Source organism: Geomonas sp. (assembly GCF_056994735.1).
On sequence record NZ_JBXKJL010000308.1, the window covers coordinates 1 to 18,443 of the forward strand.

An 18,443-nucleotide genomic window follows, 5' to 3' on the forward strand; every position below is an offset into this window, starting at 1 on the left:
CCCTCGACGCTCTTCTTCGGGCTCACCGAAGGGTAGATCTTCGTCTTTCCGAACGAGGAGCCGACATAGTAAGCGGCGCTGTCCCCGCACATCACGATGACCATGATGAGAAAAAGCCACAACACGCCGTTAGAGAGCATGCGGATCATGAGAAGGTGCGAAAGGAGGAGGGGGACGTAGAGAAAGCCCATGAGAAAGAGCGCCGACTCGGCCCCCGCCCGCCCGATGTCCTGGAACCGGAAGAGCTCGACCAGGCAGAAGGCGAGCACCAGCACGGTCAGAGCCATCAGGGGGATCATCCCGCTCTTCGCGAAGAGGCAGAAGACGGTGAGGGCGCCGGCCAGTGCCGCGACCCGCCCTTCCCAGCGGCGCTCCGGGAGCGTCATGCGGTAGAACTCGTCGAGTCCCAGAAGCGACAGCAGGAAGACAAGCAGCGAAAAGTGGAAGACGCTGGCCTTGATGGTGAATAGTATCAGCAGCGGCAGAAGAACCGCTGCGGTTGCTAATCTTTTTATGGCGGACTCCTGTTGGCTTCAGCTCCGGCGAAGCCGGGCTAGGCCGATTCCTTGCGGAGCTGGTCGCTGGTCATGCCGAACCTGCGCTCCCTCGACTGGTAGTCGCGGAAGGCGCGCGCCAGCTCGTTCCTGTCAAAGTCGGGCCAGTTGACCTCGGTAAAGTAGAGCTCCGCGTAGGCAAGCTGCCAGAGGAGGAAGTTGGAGATGCGCATCTCCCCGCTGGTCCTGATGAGAAGATCCGGATCGGGTATCCCTGCGGTGAAAAGGGAGCCGGTGAAGAGGCTCTCGTCGATGGCGTCGGGGTTGAGCCTCCCCGCGACCGCCTCGGCCGCGAGTGCCCTGGCCGCCGTCACGATCTCCTGCCTCCCCCCGTAGGACAAGGCCAGGGTGAGGAGCATCCCCCGGTTTCCGGCGGTCCTGTCCATGGCGAACTGGATCTCCCGGTCGACGTCCTCGGGAAGGTCGCACCTGTTGCCGATCACGTTGAAGCGGATGCCGTTCTGCATCATCCGGGCGATCTCTCCCCGGATGTACTTCTTCAAAAGCGCCATCAGCGCCTTGACCTCGGTCTTGGGCCTGAGCCAGTTCTCGGCCGAGAAGGCGAACAGGGTCAGGTAGCGGATACCGAGACGGGAGCATTCCTCCACGATCACGCGAACGGTCTCGACCCCCTTCTGGTGCCCGACGATCCGCTGCAGCATGCGCTTTTCCGCCCACCGCCCGTTGCCGTCCATGATCACAGCCAGGTGTCCGGGGAGGTTCTCCGGCTTTAACGAGTCCATAGTCACCCTAAAAACAAAAAATCCCCTTCAATGCGGGGGGTTGCGCGAAAACGGTGTCCGTGAGGCGCGCGGAGAGGGTGCAGGGGGGAAGCCCCCCCCCGCTGCCAGGGCCTGTCTAGACCTCCATGACCTCTTTTTCTTTGTGGGCCAGGACCTCGTCGACCTTGGCCACGTGGGCGTTGGTCGCGTCCTGAACGTCCTTCTCGGCACGCTTCAGGTCGTCCTCGGAGATCTGCTTGTCCTTCTCCAGCTTCTTCAGGGAATCGATGGCGTCGCGGCGGATGTTCCTGAGGGCGACCTTGGATTCCTCCGCATCCCTCTTCAGCTGCTTGACGATGTCCTTACGCCTCTCCTCGGTGAGCGGCGGGAGGTTCAGGCGGATCACCTTCCCGTCGTTGGCGGGGGTGAGGCCCAGGTTCGAGTTGAGGATGGCCTTCTCGATCGGCTGGATCATCTTCGCATCCCAGGGCTGGATGGTGACGGTCCTGGCCTCGGGGACGGAGAGGGTGGCGACCTGGTTGAGCGGGCTCGGCGTCCCGTAGAAGTCGATCTTGACTTCGTCCAAAAGCGAGGTACTGGCCCGTCCGGTCCGCACCCTCTGGTACTCCTTCCTGAGCGCGTCGATCGACTTGTCCATGTGGACGTTCATATTGGCGATGACATCCTTGATCATGCTATTCTCCTTTCACCAGGGTACCGATCTGCTCGCCGGAAACGACCCGGACGACATTGCCATCGGTCGTGACATCGAAGACTATGATCGGAAGGTTGTTGTCCATGCAGAGCGAGATCGCGGTGGCGTCCATGACCTGGAGCCCCTTTCTCAGAACCTCCAGGTAGGTCAGCGTGTCATACCTGGTGGCGGAAGGATCCTTGTTCGGGTCGGCCGAGTAGACGCCGTCGACCTTGGTCCCCTTGAGGATCACGTCGGCACCGATCTCCATGGCCCTGAGGCTTGCGGCGGTGTCGGTGGTGAAATAGGGGTTGCCGGTTCCGGCTCCGAAGATCACCACCCTCCCCTTCTCGAGATGACGGATGGCGCGGCGGCGGATGTAGGGCTCGGCCACTTCGGCCATGGCGATGGCGGACTGCACCCGGGTATCGACCCCGATCTTCTCCAGCGCATCCTGCATCGCCAGGGCGTTGATCATGGTGGCCAGCATCCCCATGTAGTCCGCGCTGGCCCGGTCCATCCCCTTCGAGGAGGCGGCCAGACCGCGGAAGATGTTGCCGCCGCCGATCACCAGCGAGAGCTGCACGCCGTGATCCACCACCTGCTTCACCTCGCGGGCGATGGCGGTAATGGTCTTGGGATCGATTCCGTATCCCTGCTCGCCTCCGAGGGCCTCCCCGGAGAGCTTGAGCAGCACTCTTTTATAGAAAGGTTCTGCCATCGTTGTCACCTGCTGTTGATGCGTTAGGTAAAAAAAGAGCCGCCCATTTTCATGGCCGGCTCCGTGGGGACGATTTAAACGCCGGCGGCCGCGGCGACCTCTGCCGCGAAATCGCTTTCCTTCTTGGCAAGCCCCTCGCCGAGTACGAACTTGGCGAAGCGGCGGATGCTCATGTTCTCGCCGATGGAGGCGATGGTCGCGTTCAGGTAGGTCTGGACCGTCTTGTCCGGGTCCTTCACGTAGGGCTGCTCGAGGAGGCAGATGTCGGCGTAGAACTTGTTGACCTGGCCGTCGAGGATCTTCTCGATGATGGCTTCCGGCTTGCCGCTCTCGCGGGCCTTTTCGCGGTAGATCGCCTTCTCGCGCTCGAGGAGCTCGGCCGGCACTTCGTCGCGGCTGACGTAAAGGGGGCTGGCCGCGGCGATGTGCATGGCGATGTCCCTTACGAAGGCCTGGAAGTTCTCGTTCTTGGCCACGAAGTCGGTTTCGCAGTTGACCTCCACCAGCACGCCGATCTTGCCGCCGGCGTGGATGTAGGAGCCGACCATCCCCTCGGTTGCCGCGCGGCCTGCCTTCTTGGAAGCGGCTGCCAGCCCCTTGGTGCGGAGGTAGTCGATGGCTTTCTCGTGATCGCCGCCGGTCTCGGTCAGGGCCTTCTTGCAGTCCATGAGGCCTGCGCCAGTTGCTTTTCTGAGTTCGTTAACCTGTGCCGCTGTAATGCTCACGTTATCCTCCACGATCGCCCGCGCCGAAGCGCAGGCGTCTCATTTTATGGTTTTGGTTGCTGCCCCCAGCCCCCCTTCGCCCTGAGCCTGTCGATGGGCGGGGGATACGGGGTGGTCTTACCGCAGGAGGGGTTAGGCCTCGCCTGCCGTCTCTTCCGCCACTTCCTCGCCTTCGGTGGAGAACTCCTCCTCGGCGCCGGTCTGCAGACGGGCATTCCTTGCCTGGACGCCGTCGAGGACCGCGTCGGCCATCTTGCTGGTCAGCAGCCTGATGGCGCGGATGGCGTCGTCGTTGCCCGGGATGACGTAGTTGATATCGTCCGGGTCGCAGTTGGTGTCGACGATGGCCACGACCGGGATCCCCAGCTTCTTGGCTTCGCTGACGGCGATTTCCTCGTTCTTGGGGTCAACCACGAAGAGGACGCCCGGGACCTTGCCCATGCCCTTGATGCCGCCCAGGGTCTTCTCGAGCTTCTCGCGCTCCTTGGCCAGCTTGAGCTGCTCCTTCTTGGTGTATGCCTCGATGGTGCCGTCGGCGACCATGGCGTCGAGCCTCTTCAGGCGGTCGATGCTCTGCTTGACGGTGGAGAAGTTGGTCAGCATGCCGCCCAGCCAGCGCTCGTTCACGTAGAACATGTTGCAGCGCTGTGCCTCTTCGGCGACCGAATCCTGGGCCTGCTTCTTGGTACCGACGAAGAGGAGGGTCTCGCCGGCCTGAGCGGCCTCGGTCACGAAGCTGTAGGCGCCTTTGAAGAGCCTGACGGTCTTCTGGAGGTCGATGATGTAGATGCCGTTACGTGCGCCGAAGATGTACGGCTTCATCTTGGGGTTCCATCTCTTGGTCTGGTGGCCGAAATGGACACCCGCTTCCAGCAGTTCCTTCATGGTGATGTTCGACATGTGCTTCTCCTTTGGTTTTGCCTCCGCCACCAGTAATAGTCGGAACCTGCCGGGGCAGGCACCACCGACACTGGTAAGGTGGCGTGCGAATTTAAAACAGCAAACGTATATAACACAGCAATCCCGGATTGGCAAGGCCATTTCCCCCGCCACCGGGAAAATATGAGCGGACGTTACACCAGGGAAATCATAACAGATCGCCGGATTAAATATCCGGGATAGCGGAGCTAGGAACCGCCTCCAGACAACCGCGACTCGGCCAGTTCCCAGAAGGCGCGGACGCTCGGGCGCTGGAGGTTCCTCTTGCTGGAGGCGAGGCCTACCACGTAAGGATCGAGCCGCGGCGCGTTGTCGAGGACCGTCACCTCGTCCCGGAAGGGGCTCCTCTCCAGCACCAGCCTGGGGACGATGCCGACGCCGCACCCCAGGCGGACCATGGCGATGATGGCCTCGTTGCCGGAAACCTCCGAGGTGATGTTGGGGGCAATGCGGTGCTCCTTCAGCCAATGGTCGAGACGGCGGCGGGAGAGGCCGCTCTGCGGCAGGACCAAGGGGGCTTTCGAGAGATCGAGGCGCCCGGCTTGGAGCGGAGCCGAAACGGCCGCGACGTCCCTGGGAGCGATGAAGATCAGCGGGATGGTGACCATGGGAAGAAATTCGATGGTGGAGCGCTGCCGGTCAGGAAGGGCTGCTACCGCCAGGTCGATCTCCCCGCTTTGCACCTGGGCCACGGCCTGCTCTGCAGCACCTGTGCGCAACTCCAGCTGGACATCCCGGTATCGCTCCCGGAACGACTCCAGCAATTCCGGCAAGAGGCCGTAGACCGCGGTGATGGAGGCGTAGATGGAAAGCGTTCCCGCCACAGTGCCGGCGCTTCCGATGGAGGAGCGGAAGTTCCGCCACTCCTGGGTGCACACCCGGGCATAGGCCTTGAGGCGCTCTCCCGCAGGCGACAAGGTCACCCTCCTCTTGTCGCGCAGGAAAAGAGGCTGCTCCAGTTTCTCCTCCATCCGCTGGATGGTGCGGGTAAGTGCCGAAGGGCTCAAGTTGCACGCCTGGCTGGCGCGCCCGAAGTGCAGGAGCTCGGCCACCGTCAGAAATATTTCCAGTTCCCGTATATCCATCAATTACTCCGTTCTCCCTTCCCCCCCGGGATGTGGGCCAGCGTGGAAGGCGTCATAGCGCATTGCGTCAAAGGCAATACAATATGCACAACAATTCAATTTACGCAATGTGAATTATGCGATAATGTCCGCATGCTATGCGATTTATAACCACCACATAAATAGAGGAGAACGAGATGGGACAGAATTATTTCAACACCCTGCCGCTGCGCCGCCAGCTGCAGGAGCTGGCAAGCTGCCGTTTCATGGACGCATCGGAATTCGCCAGCGGCTGCGAGTACGCCAAGGGGAAGAAGATCGTCATCGTCGGCTGCGGGGCCCAGGGCCTCAACCAGGGCCTCAACATGCGCGACAGCGGTCTTGACGTCTCCTACACCCTGCGCGCCGAGGCCATTGCCGAAAAGCGCCAGTCCTGGCGCAACGCCACCGACAACGGTTTCAAGGTCGGCAGCTACGAGGAGATGCTCCCCACCGCCGACATCGTGATGAACCTCGCCCCCGACAAGCAGCACACCAAGGTGGTCGAGACCGTCATCCCCTTCATGAAGCAGGGTGCCGTCTTCAGCTACGCCCACGGCTTCAACATCGTCGAGGAAGGGACCCAGATCCGCAAGGACTTGACCGTCATCATGGTGGCCCCGAAATGCCCGGGCTCCGAGGTGCGCGAGGAGTACAAGCGCGGCTTCGGCGTCCCCACCCTGATCGCCGTGCACCGTGAGAACGACCCCAATGGCGACGGCCTCGACCTCGCCAAGGCGCTGGCCTCCGCCCAGGGCGGAGACCGCGCGGGCGTCCTCGAATCCTCCTTCGTGGCCGAGGTGAAGTCGGACCTCATGGGCGAGCAGACCATCCTCTGCGGGATGCTGCAGGCCGGAAGCCTCCTGTGCTTCGACAAGATGGTGCAGAACGGCATCGACGCCCCCTACGCCGTCAAGCTCCTCCAGTACGGCTGGGAAACCGTCACCGAAGCCCTCAAGCACGGCGGCGTGACCAACATGCTGGATCGCCTCTCCAACCCCGCGAAGCTCGTCGCCTTCAAGCTGGCCGAGGAGCTCAAGGAGATCATGCGTCCCCTGTTCCAGAAACACATGGACGACATCATGAGCGGCGACTTCTCCCGCACCATGATGGAAGACTGGGCCAACGACGACGTCAAGCTTCTCACCTGGCGCGAGGAGACCGGCCGGACCGCTTTCGAGCAGACCGAAGCCGCCGGCGAGATTTCCGAGCAGGAGTTCTTCGACAAGGGGATCCTGATGGTGGCCATGGTCAAGGCCGGCGTCGAGCTCGCCTTCGAAACCATGGTCGAGACCGGCATCGAGCCGGAGTCGGCCTACTACGAGTCGCTGCACGAGACTCCGCTGATCGCCAACACCATCGCCAGGAAGAAGCTCTACGAGATGAACCGCATCATCTCCGACACCGCCGAGTACGGCTGCTACCTCTTCTCCCACGCCTGCGTGCCGCTGCTGAAGGAGTTCATGGCCAAGGTCGACACCGACGTGATCGGCAAGGGACTCAGCGTGGCGGACAACAGCGTGGACAACAGCCTCCTCGTGGCCGTCAACGCCGCCATCCGCAGCCACCTGGTGGAAGAAGTCGGCGCCGAGCTTCGTGCCGCCATGAAGGGAATGAAAAAGATCGTCTAAGCCGGATCGGCTGCAGTACAGACCAGACGGAAAAAGGCGCCTTGCGGGGCGCCTTTTTTTGTTCCTGCCTTCCATGGTCGAGCCTGGAGCTAGCGATCGGGCTCCCCGTCGCAGGCCTCGAGGATCGAGGAGATGAGATAGGAGGCGGGCTTGATGACCTCGTCATCGGTCCAGTAGGCGGCATGGTTGGCGGGGTTCCAGGCGGTGAGGATGTTGCCGACGCTTACCTCCATCTCTTCCGAGATGACATCGGCATAGCTGCGGCTGAGGGCCTTCAGAGGCCAGCCCAGGACGTCGTCCGAGTCGTACATGTTCAGCCACTTCGCCTTCTTCCTGAGCTTTTCGGGCAGCCCCGGGGGCGGGAATTCTATGCTCGTTATCGGGTCCACCGCCACGGTGAGAAGGGGGATGTTGCTCCCCAGGGTCACCAGTCCAGACAGCGTCTCCATGCGCTCGAACGGGCTCCCCCCGTAGCGCGCCTCGTCACGCCCCTTCTGCCGATCCCAGATATAGTTGGACATGATCACCGAGCCCAGCGAATGGGCGATCACCACCAGCGGCTTGTCCTCGCCGCCGACCTTTCCCTTCAGCCCTTTCAGCGCGGCGTGGACCAGGTCGTGGACCTTGTAGTAAATGCTGTCGGGGCGGTCGTGGGAGGTCTGGTAGGCCGCTATGTTGCCGACGGCGTTTACGAAGAACTTCCGCAGCTTCGCCCAGTTGAGGTCATGGTCGGCGGAAAGATCCACCCAGAGCTGGTTCTCCTGCTGGGAAAGTATCGGCGCCCAGTAGACCGACTCCCAGGCGATATCGTCGCACTTGAGCCCCCGGCCGCAGATCCTTTCCCTTAACTCGTGAATCGCATCGTGGGCGAAATCGTCGTGTACCGATCCCATTCCGTGAACCAACAAGACGCCGACCCTTTTAGTCATGGCTGCCCCTCCTGGCAGAGATCACGATTAAGCATCCGTTGTCATGCTTGTCTTTGACCGGGTTCTGACATTCGTGATCTCGAACTAATCAGGAAGCCAACAGCTCAGACTGTTAGCTCGCCCTCACAAATATTAACCTCATAACGATGTGGCGCAAGCGACACTCTCAGATTTCCCGACCGCGTTTTTATGACAATAGTGCCGATTCGCTTAACTTCAGACGAGACAGTTCAAGGGTGCCGGCCGACTCAAGATAGGGGTGCCCGGCTCGAACCCGGGCCGGCGACTGACATGACGGGTGCAGAAAAATGCTTGTCAATCACGCGGGAAAAAAGTAGTCTCCCCAGTTGGATTTGCTCCTTCAAGAGCAGACCGGATCCCACCTTAAGGAGTAGTGCCATGAAGCTTTCCGTGAAGCACCTCTGCCTGTTGCTGTTCGTTGCCACCCTAGCGGTCTCCCAGCAAGCTTACGCCGGTAGCGAGACGTCGTCCGCGGGGGCTTCCAAACCGCTCCCCAAGGTGAACCTCTCCGGGAAGGTGGTGGAGACCACGGACAGCGGAGGCTATACCTACATCCTGCTGAAAAACGGGGAGGAGAAGACCTGGGTGGCAGCGCCGCTCATGAAGGTCACGGTCGGGCAGGAACTGACGCTGCTGCCGGGCTACGAAATGAAGAACTTCACCTCCAAGGGGCTCAACAGAAAATTCGACAAGATCGTCTTCTCGGCGGGTCCTGGCAACAAGGAGATCAAGCTGGGTAACGCGGCAATGAAGATGGTGCACCAGGGGGTGCCGCCCAACGGTGCCGCCGCCCAGCCCCAGAAGCAGCCGACGGCAGCCCAGGCGACGGTTCAGGCGCAGGGTGCCAGGACGCAAAAGAACCCGGCGCCGATCAGCATCGAGCAGATCAAGAAGGCGAAGGGTCCCAATGCCTACACGGTGGCCCAACTCTACGCCAAGAAACTGAAACTGGAGAAAAAACCGGTCGTGGTCAGAGGGCGGGTGGTGAAGGTGACGCCGCGGGTGCTGAAGAGGAACTGGGTGCACATCCAGGACGGCTCGGGCAGCACGGCCAAGAACAATAACAACGTGATCGTGACCACCAAGGACCTCCCCAACCTCGGCGACGTCATCACGGTGAAGGGAACGCTCTACAACAACATGGACTTCGGGTCGGGCTACCGCTACGGGCTGCTGATCGACGCCCGCAAGTAGGCTCAGACGCCTTTGGCGCCTTGCGCGCGGACTTCTTTGTTGAACCGCTGCATGGCCGGGCTCAGCACGCCGGCTGCGGCCTGATAATCATCGATGGCCCGTCCCAGGAGAAAAACAGCCTCCTGGTACGGGTCGGTATGAATGAACCCTTCCGACTCCCCTGCCGCCGCGGGCTCCCGCCCGTCTTTCCCCGCTTTTGCCGGACGCAGTATCTCGAAAAGGGGTTTGAACACCCCGAGCATCGCCCCTTCCCGCTTCAACAGCCCGCCGAGGATCTCCTCAGCAGCCCCGGCCAGGGTGATGACGGAAAAGAGGTCCCTGCGCTCGAAGAAAAGAGCGAGCGCCGACTCTATCTGGTTGAAGGCGATTTCCCTCTTGGCGTACCTCTGGATGTTCATGCGGCTCCCTGGGCTTCTATCCCACAGCATAACAGTCTAGCCGAAACGTCTGTGGAAGGAAGGGATGATTCCTTTCCGTGATGCATGACGCTGCGCTGACACAGTTATAATCATCTAACAGAAAAAGGGCCGCACTCAATGAGAGTAGCGGCCCTTTTTTACGTTGTTCGGCGGCAATGCCGTGAAGATTAAGCCTTGGTGACGGCGACCTTCAGGGTGGCGTTGACTTCCGGGTGGATCTTGACCACGGCGGTGAAATCGCCGAGGTGCTTGATCGGCTCGTCCAGGACGATACGCTTGCGGTCGATCTCGATACCCTGGGCCTTCAGCTGCTCGGCCAGTTCCATGTTGGTGACGGCGCCGAAGAGCCTGTCGTCAGCACCGGCCTGGTGAGCGAGGGTGAGGGTGAGGGCTTCGATCTTGCCTGCCAGCTGCTTGGCGGCCTCGAGCACGCGGTTCTTCTTGTATTCCAGCTGCCTCTTGGCATGCTCCAGAGCCTTGGCGTTCTTCTCGGTGGCCTCGATGGCCAGCCCCTTCGGGAGCAGGTAGTTCCTGGCGTAGCCCGGTGCTACCTTCACGATGTCGCCGATGTGGCCGAGGTTGTCTACGTTTTCTTTCAGAATGACCTTCATGTGAATCCTCCTAGCCTGAGTTTTTTACAGGTTTTGCTGTTTTTTGGGTGACCTGAAGTCTCCCCAGAGATCGAAGATGCCCAGCGCCGCCACCGCCACCAGCATGAAGGGCTGGAAGGTGAGGAACAGGCATCCCAATATTTTCATGAATGTTGGCACCGCAAACTTGCGGAAGAAGTGACTTATGACTGCAAATCCCTGGACCGCGTAAAGGGCGCAAACCACGAGGAGCAGGTTCAGCGACATCAGGTGAACCAGGTCGTTCTGCACCAGCACCCCGAAACCGGGGATGATCAGCAGCCAGATCGTCGGTTCAGGGTTGCGGTACTGCCTGAAGTTTCCGATGTAGACCGGCAGACCGGCCTTCATGGCAAGGCGTCCCAGCACGAACATGTTAAGCGAAGCGATCAGCCCAAGTGCCACGGTGATCAGCGCCGGGTAAACGACGACGATCTGCTCACCTGCCACCCGCATCGAATCCTGCAGGGACTTCAACTCGTCACCCTTAACCCCGGCCTTTTCATAGAGGAGGGTGGTCTGGGCGATACTGGCCTGCACACCCTTGGTGATCTTCGCGTGAAGATTGTCGCCGGTGATATAGCCATAGAGTGCAGCGGCTGCCAGGATTACCACCAGGTTGATGGCCACGGCGTACACGACGGAGCGTGCCCCGCCTTTGAGCCTCACAAGGAACTCGGGGAGCGCCAGGGACATCACGCCCGCCTGCAGGAGGTAGATGGCGACCGCAGCGGTATCAGAGACCGCAGCCAGGAGAGCCGAGGTCACCACGACTATGGCGATCCCGACCTTTCTGCCGCTTTTTAGGCTGTAGTAAAGAGCCGGTGCGGGGGTGAAGAAGCCGGGAATCAGCCCCAGGACCGGAAGCATGATGAAAGCAAGGAAGAGCGCCGACGTCGCGGCGCTCCCCTTGATGACATCCAGGATCCTCCCCTGCAAAAGGGGGTTCGCCTTCAGAGACACAGACTAAGCGGTGGCGTGGCTGCCCGCGATGGGGAGCAACGCGATGTTTCTTGCTCTCTTGATCGCCTCGGTGATTTCCCTCTGGTGCTTGGAGCAGTTGCCGGAGATACGGCGGGGAATGATCTTGCCGCGCTCGGAAACGAAGTAACGCAGGGTGCGGGGATCTTTGTAATCGATGGCAACCTGCTTGTCTGCGCAGAAACGGCAGACCTTACGACGCTGGAAAGGCCGCTTCTTCCTGGGCCCGCCGCTGGTGCTTCTCTGGGGTGTTCTCTCGTCAGCCATCTCTTATCCCTCCACCGTAGTAGTCGTTTCGGCCGGAGCCTCGGTCGCCGGGGCTTCAACAGCCTCGGTCCCTTCTTCGACAGCCTTGACCGGAGCGGCTGCGGCTGCAACCACTTCCTGCTCGAGCTTGACGCTCTGGTACCTGATCACCTTGTCGTCAAGGCGCAGACGGCGCTCCAGTTCGGCGATCAAAGCGGAGTCGCCGTCGAAGCGGAGGTAAAAGTAGCGGCCACGGGGGTTCTTGTTGATCGGGTAAGCCAGTTTCCTGGTGCCCCAGTCTTCCAGCCGCTTGAAATCGCCATTCATGTTGGCGACCACGTCCTGAACCTTGGCGGAAAGAGCCTTGATCTCTTCTTCACCCAGGTCGGGCTGGACGATGTAAATCGTCTCGTACATCCTCATTGTTAAGCCTCCTCACGGTTTTTGAGCCCCGGGTCCTGCCCGGAGCAAGGAGATACGGCAGTGATGCCGTTCTATGGAACAGTACTCATTACTACAGAAATCGCCGGTTGACAACAAAAAAACGGCAAAGAACACGATTCGATTGAAGAAAACGGATTCCCGCCGGGAAGGGCGCTCCCGCGGCCGGGTTAGACGTTGAACCTGAAGTGCATGACGTCGCCGTCCTGCACCACGTATTCCTTCCCTTCCAGCCGCATCAGCCCCTTTTCCTTGGCCCCGGCCTCGCCGCCTGCGGCGATGAAGTCCTGGAACGCGATGACCTCGGCCCTGATGAAGCCCTTCTCGAAGTCGGAGTGAATGACACCCGCGGCGCCGGGAGCCTTGGTCCCCCTGGTGATGGTCCAGGCCCTGACCTCCTTGACGCCGGCGGTGAAGTAGGTGATGAGCCCCAGGAGTTCGTACCCTGCGCGGATCAGGCGGTCAAGCCCCGACTCGGCGAGCCCCATCTCCTCCAGGAAGGCCTGCTTCTCATCCCCCTCCAGTTCGGAGATCTCTGCCTCGATGGAGCCGCAGATGAAGACCACGCCGTTCCCTTCGCGGGCGGCGAGCTGGCGCACCTCGTCGACGTAGGGGTGCTTCCCTTCCAGGTCGTCCTCGGCCACGTTGGCCACATAGAGGACCGGCTTGGCGGTCATCAGGTGCATGTCCCTGAGGATCAGGCGCTCGTCCTCGTTATCGGCGAGGTCACGGGGGGAGAGCCCCTTCTCGAGCGCCGACTTCACCTTGAGGCAGAAATCGACGTCTTCCTTGGCCTTCTTGTCGCCGCTTCTGGCCTGCTTCTCCACCCGCTGCAGCCTTTTCTCGACGGTGTCGAGGTCGGCCAGCGCCAGCTCGGTCTGGATCACCTCGATATCCCGCACCGGGGAGACGCTGCCGCTGACATGGACCACGTTCTCATTCTCGAAGCAGCGCACCACGTGCAGGATGGCGTCGACGGAACGGATGTGCCCGAGGAACTTGTTGCCCAGCCCCTCCCCCTGGCTCGCCCCCTTCACCAGGCCGGCGATATCGAGGAACTCGATGGTGGTCGGGAGTATCCGCTCGGGGTGGACGATCTCGGCCAGCTTCAGCATCCTGGGGTCCGGGACGGAAACTATGCCGACGTTGGGGTCTATGGTGCAGAAGGGGTAGTTGGCCGATTCGGCCCCCGCAGAGGTAAGCGCGTTAAAAATGGTGGACTTCCCCACGTTGGGGAGACCGACTATGCCGCAGTTGAAACCCATAAAGGTAATCCTCTGATACTGCTTCTATGAAAGTGAAGACGAGAAGGGAATGCGATTTCCCAGTCCGATCTATTATGCGCTACTTGGCGTTGAAGATGCTCATCGCCTTGGGCATCCCTTCCCTGATCACCATCTCCAGCGCGTCGACGGAGGTGTCCAGCACCTCCAGCAGCGCGTCCATCTCCCCCTTGGCGAAGTTGGTGAGGACGTAGTTGACCACGTCGCCGTGCACCGGGCGGCCGATGCCGACCCTGATCCTGGCCCAGGCGGTGGAGCCGAGCTCCTGGCCGAGCGACCGCAGACCGTTGTGCCCGCCGTGCCCGCCGCCCTCCTTGAGCTTGATCTTTCCGAAGGGTATGTCGAGGTCGTCATGAATGACGATGAGATCCGAGAGGGAGAGCTTGTAGAAACGGAGCGCCTCGGCGACGGAGCGCCCGGACAGGTTCATAAAGGTCTGGGGTTTGAGGAAATAGATGCGCTCCCCCGCCCAGTTCCCGTCACCAGCAAGGCCGGAAAAGGCCTTCCTGGTGATGGGGATCTGTGCCAGGCGGGACAGGCGGTCCAAAACCATGAAACCCGCGTTGTGGCGGGTCCATGAGTACTGTGGCCCGGGGTTGCCGAGCCCAACAACGAGTTTTGCCATGATCAATCCGGCTTAAGCGGCGGGCTGCTCTTCCGCCTCTGCGCCCTTGCGGCCGAGGATGCTGATCACCGGGGACTTCGGGTCGCCCAGGATGGTGATGCCGACCGGAGCGGCGACTTCGCCGAGGTGGATGGAGTGACCGATGGTCAGCTCGGTTACGTCGACGTTGATGTGGCCCGGAATGTGAACCGGGAGGCACTCGATTTCGATCTCGTGCAGGGGGAAGTCGACCATGCCGCCCGCCTTGACGCCGGCGGCGGTGCCCACCAGCCTGACGGGGACGTGAACCTTGACCTTGTCGGCAAGGCTGATCCTGTGCAGGTCTACGTGGCGCGGGGTGCGCTTGATGGAGTCCTGAAGGAGGTCGACGACGATCACGGTCTGGTCGTCGAGTGCACCTGCGCACTTCAGGGTCAGGATGTGGTTCCTGCCGCCCTCGCCTGCGATCGCTTCCGAAAGCTGCCTCTGATCAAGAGAGATGGCCACCGACTCCATGCCCTTACCGTACACAACGCCCGGAATCCTACCTGCGCTCCTCAGACGACGGCAGATCCCCTTGCCGGTCTCTTCCCTAAGTTCAACATTCAGCACCTGCTTACTCATACATCCTCCGATGTCAGTGAAATTTATTTTTGATTCAAATGAGTGATTATATCCGATAAGGCCGGCTAGACAAAGAGCGAGCTGACCGATTCGTCCTCGTGGATGCGGCGGATGGCTTCGGCCAGAAGGTCGGCCACCGAGAGCACCCTGATCTTGTCGGAGAGCTCAGCCTTCTCGCCCAGCGGAACCGTGTCGGTGATTACCACCTTCTCGATGACCGAGGCGTTGATCCTGTCGATGGCAGGGCCCGAAAGGACGCCGTGGGTGGCGCAGGCATAGACGCTGGCGGCGCCGTGCTCCTTCAGGGCCAAAGCGGCATGGGTCAGGGTCCCGGCGGTGTCGATCATGTCGTCGAGAATGATGGCCGATTTCCCCTTGACGTCGCCGATCAGGTGCATGACCTCGGCCACATTGGGGCCGGTGCGGCGCTTGTCGATCACGGCCAGGGTGCAGCCGAGCCTCTTGGCGAAGGCCCTGGCGCGCTCGGTTCCGCCCGCGTCCGGGGAGATGATCACCAGGTTGTCCAGCTCGCTGGCGAAGCGGCTCTTCAGATGGGCCAGGAGCACCGGGGCGGCGTAGAGGTTGTCCACCGGGATGTTGAAGAAGCCCTGGATCTGCCCGGCGTGAAGGTCGATGGTGACCACCCGGTCGGCTCCGGCGGTGGTGACCAGATCCGCCACCAGCTTGGAGGTGATCGGCGTCCTGGGAGCCGCCTTGCGATCCTGACGGGCGTAGCCGTAGTAGGGGATCACGGCGGTGATGGTGGCGGCGGAGGCCCTCTTCAGGGCGTCCATCATGATCAGCAGCTCCATCAGGTTGTTGTTGGTCGGGCAGCAGGTGGACTGGACCACGTAGACGTCGCGGCCGCGGACGTTCTCGCCGATCTCGACCATGATTTCGCCGTCGGAGAAGTTTTTCACCTTCGCCTTGCCCAGCGGCACATTGAGACTTTCACAAATCTTCTCTGCCAGAACCGGATTCGAGTTACCGCTGAAGACCCTGATCTTGTTTTCCATCTACCGACAGCCCTCTTAATTTCTTTGTGAATTAATTTGAACCGCCGCCCGTGTTTCTCGCCGTGGGAGCGGCCGCACCAGAATCTCGGAAACGTCATCTAATACAATACATGCTCGGTTAAGTCAACCCAAAAGCGGTATCTGCGACCGCAATAGCTTCCGGGAGGGCGACGCCATCATTAGCGACAATTGAGACTTGCCAAAGGAGGCACGGGTGCCGTATAAAAAGCTTCAGTTCCTGCCGCGACTGTCGATAAGTTCCCTGCCCGCACCCAAGACAGCAGAAAAAAAGGAAGGATCATGCCAGAACGCCGCTTCCACCGGATCGCCTGCACCATACCGGCAGCTGTGACTCATCACGAAATCACCTACCGGGGAAGGGTGGAGAACATCTCCCTGCGAGGCGCCCTCATTAGTTCGGATGACTGCATCATGATACCGCTGGGAGAGAGGTGTACCGTCTCCCTTGAGGACGGCGACGACCGGGTCGTCCTCACCGCAGAGGTGGTCCACTCCTTCTTTTCCATGGCCGGTGTCAAGTTCGTGGGCTTCGCCGAAGGGGCCGAACGGCGGCTCTTTGAACTGATGAAGAGGATCACCACGGAACCGGAAACCTTGACGTTGGAGTGGGCAGTTCTCCTCGGCCACCAGGCCTGACTTTTCTGCATAAAGAAAGGGGGAGCCCGGGCTGAGCCCCCCCTTTCTCACCCCCGATATTGTCCCCCCTGCCCTACCCGTTGGGTTTCAGAATCACCTTCGTATATTCGGCGCCCCGGCCGGCACCGCGTTCTACGAACCTCTCATAGGCCTCCGGCCCGTTCTCCAGCCTCAGCCGATGGCTTACCAGCTTGCCCGGCGTGACCTGCCCCTGGACGATGGCGTCCCGCAGGAAGGCGTTGTAGCGCTTAACCGGCGCCTGCCCGGTCTCGATCTTGATCCCCTTCTCCCACAACAGCCCCAGCGGAAGGGTGAAGTACCCCTGCTTCGCCTTGCTGTCGACCCCGCGGGGGTCACCGGAGAAGTAGTCCCCGATAAGACCGATGGAGCCGGTGACGTCCACCAGCTCGGCCAGGTCCTCGATCACCTGGGTCGGGTTCTCGTGGGAGGGGTCGTTCTTGTTCAGGGCCTGGTACCCCACGGCATCGATCCCGCAAAGGACGCCTGGCATCTTTTCCTCACCCGGTCGATACGACTCCTGGAGCGACTTGTTCTCCCTGCGGGCGTTGCGGATGAATGCTACCGGATCCTTTTCCGCAAAGTTCACCGGCACGGCACCCAGCTCCTGGACCTTGTTGAGCCGTACCTGGGAGCGGTCGACCACGTAGAGCTCCGAGGCCCCTCTCAAAAAGGAAGAGACCGCGGCCATATAGCCAACCGGACCTGCGCCGAAGATGACCACCGAAGAGCCAGGCTCCACCTTGGCCATCATGCAGGCATGGTAGCCGGTAGGGAAGACGTCCGACAGCATGATGAAGTCGTCCTCCCACCTGTCGCCGGGGGTTCCCGGAAGCTTCAGGCAGTTGAAGTCAGCGAAGGGGACCCGTACCAGCTCGGCTTGTCCTCCGCGGTAGTGCCCGAGATCGGCATAGCCGTAACCGCCGCCGGGGCCTTTCGGGTTGGTGGTAAGGCAGGCATTGACGAAGCCCCTGCTGCAGTTGAAGCAGCAGCCGCAGGAGACGTTGAACGGCAGCGATACGCGGTCGCCCGCCTTGACCATCTGCACGTCGCTCCCCACTTTTTCAACCACACCCATGATCTCGTGGCCGAAGACCATCCCCGGCTCAGCCGATGTTCTCCCCTCGTACATGTGGAGATCGCTGCCACAAATGGCCGCCGAACTCACCCTCACGATGGCGTCGTTCTGCTTCTCGATGACAGGATCAGGCACTTCCCTTACTTCCATCCGACGTATGTCGGCAAACACCAGTGCTTTCATCCTTCCTCCCCCGCCACAGCCTCTGTGGAACAAGCAGGAATTTATCCGACAAAAAGGCTTGCCGGACTGATCTTCCGTCCAGCAAGCCTTAAGTCTTGGCGCTCAACCATTAGCTGCCGGAGTTTCGGCTACGGCAGCCGTCACTCCGGTGTGGCACATTACCACCTTCCTCCACCGCCGCCGCTGCCGCTACCGGTGCCCATCGAGCCGCCGGTGCCGGTGCCCTTGGTGCCGCCGGTGCCCATCGTGCCGGTATCGGTGCCGGTTCCCATGCTACCGCCGGTACCGGTCCCCATGGTACCTGTGTCGGTGCCGGTCCCCATGCTGCCGCCGGTACCGGTCCCCATGCTGCCGCCAGTGCCCATGTCACCGGTGCCGGTACCCATGGTGCCCCCCGTTCCTGTCCCCATGGTGCCCCCTGTTCCTGTACCCATGGTGCCCTTCATGGTGCCTGCCCCCGGGGTGCCCTTCATGGTGCCCGTACCCGGGGTGCCCTTCATGGTGGGGGTGCCCTTCATGGTGGGGGCGCCTTTCATAGTGCCCGTACCCGGGGTGCCCTTCATGGTGCCCCCTGTTCCTGTACCCATGGTGCCGCCCACGCCGGTGCCGACGCTACCGCCGGCGCCTACGCCCGAAGTCTCACCTTCGCCGGTACTGCCGCCGGCGCCCGTGCCCATAGAGCCACCGCCACCAACCTGCTCAACGCTGAACCCTGTGATGGTCCTGGTACTGGCTCCGGTGCCCGCAGGGAGATTAGAACTGGTGGCCATGTCACTTGATCCGCCTGATCGCATGTTGGAACTGGCAGAAAAGGAGACACCTGTTGTCAACCCCATCATGCCCACTATAGCTACCGTTGTTAGCAACAGCCTTTTAACGTTTCTCATAACCGCACCTCCCCTTCGATACTTCCAGGTTCCTTCCTTGAAGGAACCGTCGTTTTTGCAGAAGCTCGCGGGATACCCACCTCTGCCGGATCCCTGGTGCGCCACCATCAGGTGGCGCACTTTTGTTAATGAACAGCGCATCAG

General features: G+C 61.2%; 23 protein-coding genes. 4 read left to right on the forward strand and 19 right to left on the reverse strand.

What is annotated here, in order from left to right:
• From AC11W3_RS13685 to ilvY, 7 genes are all read right to left on the reverse strand, one after another.
• The coding region (locus tag AC11W3_RS13685) for a phosphatidate cytidylyltransferase (protein WP_484093164.1) at window positions 1–515 on the reverse strand (515 nt) is incomplete at its 3' end.
• 38 nt (window positions 516–553) lie between these two features.
• Window positions 554–1,297, reverse strand: a complete 744-nt coding sequence (locus AC11W3_RS13690; RefSeq protein ID WP_484091832.1) for an isoprenyl transferase — start codon at window positions 1,295–1,297, stop codon at window positions 554–556.
• A gap of 115 nt (window positions 1,298–1,412) precedes the next feature.
• Window positions 1,413–1,970, reverse strand: a complete 558-nt coding sequence (frr, locus tag AC11W3_RS13695) for a ribosome recycling factor (RefSeq protein ID WP_484091833.1) — start codon at window positions 1,968–1,970, stop codon at window positions 1,413–1,415.
• 1 nt (window position 1,971) lies between these two features.
• Window positions 1,972–2,691 (reverse strand): UMP kinase, encoded by a 720-nt coding sequence (pyrH, locus tag AC11W3_RS13700; RefSeq protein WP_484091834.1) that lies wholly within the window; start codon window positions 2,689–2,691, stop codon window positions 1,972–1,974.
• 74 nt (window positions 2,692–2,765) lie between these two features.
• Window positions 2,766–3,416: a translation elongation factor Ts gene (tsf, locus tag AC11W3_RS13705; protein ID WP_484091835.1), complete on the reverse strand. Its 651-nt coding sequence runs from the start codon at window positions 3,414–3,416 to the stop codon at window positions 2,766–2,768.
• Window positions 3,417–3,548: 132 nt separating this feature from the next.
• Window positions 3,549–4,316: a 30S ribosomal protein S2 gene (gene rpsB, locus AC11W3_RS13710; protein WP_484091836.1), complete on the reverse strand. Its 768-nt coding sequence runs from the start codon at window positions 4,314–4,316 to the stop codon at window positions 3,549–3,551.
• 227 nt (window positions 4,317–4,543) lie between these two features.
• Entirely contained in the window at window positions 4,544–5,440 is an 897-nt protein-coding gene (gene ilvY / locus AC11W3_RS13715) for an HTH-type transcriptional activator IlvY (protein WP_484091837.1), read from the reverse strand.
• Window positions 5,441–5,616: 176 nt separating this feature from the next.
• Here ilvY and ilvC point away from each other — a divergent pair, with 176 nt between their 5' ends.
• Window positions 5,617–7,089, forward strand: coding sequence for a ketol-acid reductoisomerase (ilvC, locus tag AC11W3_RS13720; RefSeq protein ID WP_484091838.1), 1,473 nt, complete (start codon window positions 5,617–5,619; stop codon window positions 7,087–7,089).
• A gap of 89 nt (window positions 7,090–7,178) precedes the next feature.
• On the opposite strand, the gene AC11W3_RS13725 is transcribed toward ilvC, so the two are convergent.
• The gene (locus AC11W3_RS13725) at window positions 7,179–8,018 is read right to left on the reverse strand and encodes a hypothetical protein (protein ID WP_484091839.1); all 840 of its coding nucleotides are present in this window, start codon (window positions 8,016–8,018) and stop codon (window positions 7,179–7,181) included.
• Window positions 8,019–8,417: 399 nt separating this feature from the next.
• On the opposite strand from AC11W3_RS13725, the gene AC11W3_RS13730 reads away from it, so the two are divergent.
• The gene (locus AC11W3_RS13730; protein WP_484093162.1) at window positions 8,418–9,233 is read left to right on the forward strand and encodes a DNA-binding protein; all 816 of its coding nucleotides are present in this window, start codon (window positions 8,418–8,420) and stop codon (window positions 9,231–9,233) included.
• 2 nt (window positions 9,234–9,235) lie between these two features.
• On the opposite strand, the gene AC11W3_RS13735 is transcribed toward AC11W3_RS13730, so the two are convergent.
• The 9 genes from AC11W3_RS13735 to AC11W3_RS13775 form a co-directional block, all read right to left on the reverse strand.
• Window positions 9,236–9,631: a hypothetical protein gene (locus tag AC11W3_RS13735; RefSeq protein ID WP_484091841.1), complete on the reverse strand. Its 396-nt coding sequence runs from the start codon at window positions 9,629–9,631 to the stop codon at window positions 9,236–9,238.
• 188 nt (window positions 9,632–9,819) lie between these two features.
• Window positions 9,820–10,263 carry a 50S ribosomal protein L9 gene (gene rplI, locus AC11W3_RS13740; RefSeq protein ID WP_484091842.1) on the reverse strand — a complete coding sequence of 148 codons (444 nt, stop codon included), beginning with the start codon at window positions 10,261–10,263 and terminating at the stop codon, window positions 9,820–9,822.
• A 24-nt stretch (window positions 10,264–10,287) separates the two neighbouring features.
• A complete protein-coding gene (locus AC11W3_RS13745) occupies window positions 10,288–11,220 on the reverse strand; it encodes a YybS family protein (RefSeq protein WP_484091843.1) in 933 nt (310 codons plus the stop codon).
• Between the two features lie 27 nt (window positions 11,221–11,247).
• Complete coding sequence (rpsR, locus tag AC11W3_RS13750) at window positions 11,248–11,529, reverse strand: 30S ribosomal protein S18 (protein WP_484091844.1); 282 nt, start codon at window positions 11,527–11,529, stop codon at window positions 11,248–11,250.
• 3 nt (window positions 11,530–11,532) lie between these two features.
• Window positions 11,533–11,931: a 30S ribosomal protein S6 gene (rpsF, locus tag AC11W3_RS13755; RefSeq protein WP_484091845.1), complete on the reverse strand. Its 399-nt coding sequence runs from the start codon at window positions 11,929–11,931 to the stop codon at window positions 11,533–11,535.
• A gap of 188 nt (window positions 11,932–12,119) precedes the next feature.
• Complete coding sequence (gene ychF / locus AC11W3_RS13760; protein ID WP_484091846.1) at window positions 12,120–13,214, reverse strand: redox-regulated ATPase YchF; 1,095 nt, start codon at window positions 13,212–13,214, stop codon at window positions 12,120–12,122.
• Window positions 13,215–13,293: 79 nt separating this feature from the next.
• On the reverse strand, window positions 13,294–13,860 hold the full coding sequence (gene pth / locus AC11W3_RS13765) for an aminoacyl-tRNA hydrolase (RefSeq protein WP_484091867.1): 567 nt from the start codon (window positions 13,858–13,860) through the stop codon (window positions 13,294–13,296).
• Between the two features lie 9 nt (window positions 13,861–13,869).
• Window positions 13,870–14,460: a 50S ribosomal protein L25 gene (locus AC11W3_RS13770; protein WP_484091847.1), complete on the reverse strand. Its 591-nt coding sequence runs from the start codon at window positions 14,458–14,460 to the stop codon at window positions 13,870–13,872.
• A 65-nt stretch (window positions 14,461–14,525) separates the two neighbouring features.
• Window positions 14,526–15,476: a ribose-phosphate pyrophosphokinase gene (locus AC11W3_RS13775; protein WP_484091848.1), complete on the reverse strand. Its 951-nt coding sequence runs from the start codon at window positions 15,474–15,476 to the stop codon at window positions 14,526–14,528.
• Between the two features lie 300 nt (window positions 15,477–15,776).
• Between AC11W3_RS13775 and AC11W3_RS13780 the strand changes: the two genes are divergently transcribed.
• The gene (locus AC11W3_RS13780; protein ID WP_484091849.1) at window positions 15,777–16,133 is read left to right on the forward strand and encodes a PilZ domain-containing protein; all 357 of its coding nucleotides are present in this window, start codon (window positions 15,777–15,779) and stop codon (window positions 16,131–16,133) included.
• 73 nt (window positions 16,134–16,206) lie between these two features.
• Here the strand turns inward: AC11W3_RS13780 and AC11W3_RS13785 are convergent, their stop codons facing one another.
• Both AC11W3_RS13785 and AC11W3_RS13790 read right to left on the reverse strand, forming a co-directional pair.
• On the reverse strand, window positions 16,207–17,412 hold the full coding sequence (locus AC11W3_RS13785; RefSeq protein ID WP_484091850.1) for a glutathione-independent formaldehyde dehydrogenase: 1,206 nt from the start codon (window positions 17,410–17,412) through the stop codon (window positions 16,207–16,209).
• 158 nt (window positions 17,413–17,570) lie between these two features.
• Window positions 17,571–18,089, reverse strand: a complete 519-nt coding sequence (locus AC11W3_RS13790) for a hypothetical protein (RefSeq protein WP_484091851.1) — start codon at window positions 18,087–18,089, stop codon at window positions 17,571–17,573.
• Between the two features lie 85 nt (window positions 18,090–18,174).
• Here AC11W3_RS13790 and AC11W3_RS13795 point away from each other — a divergent pair.
• A partial coding sequence (locus AC11W3_RS13795; protein WP_484093163.1) for a hypothetical protein occupies window positions 18,175–18,443 on the forward strand: 269 nt, incomplete at its 3' end.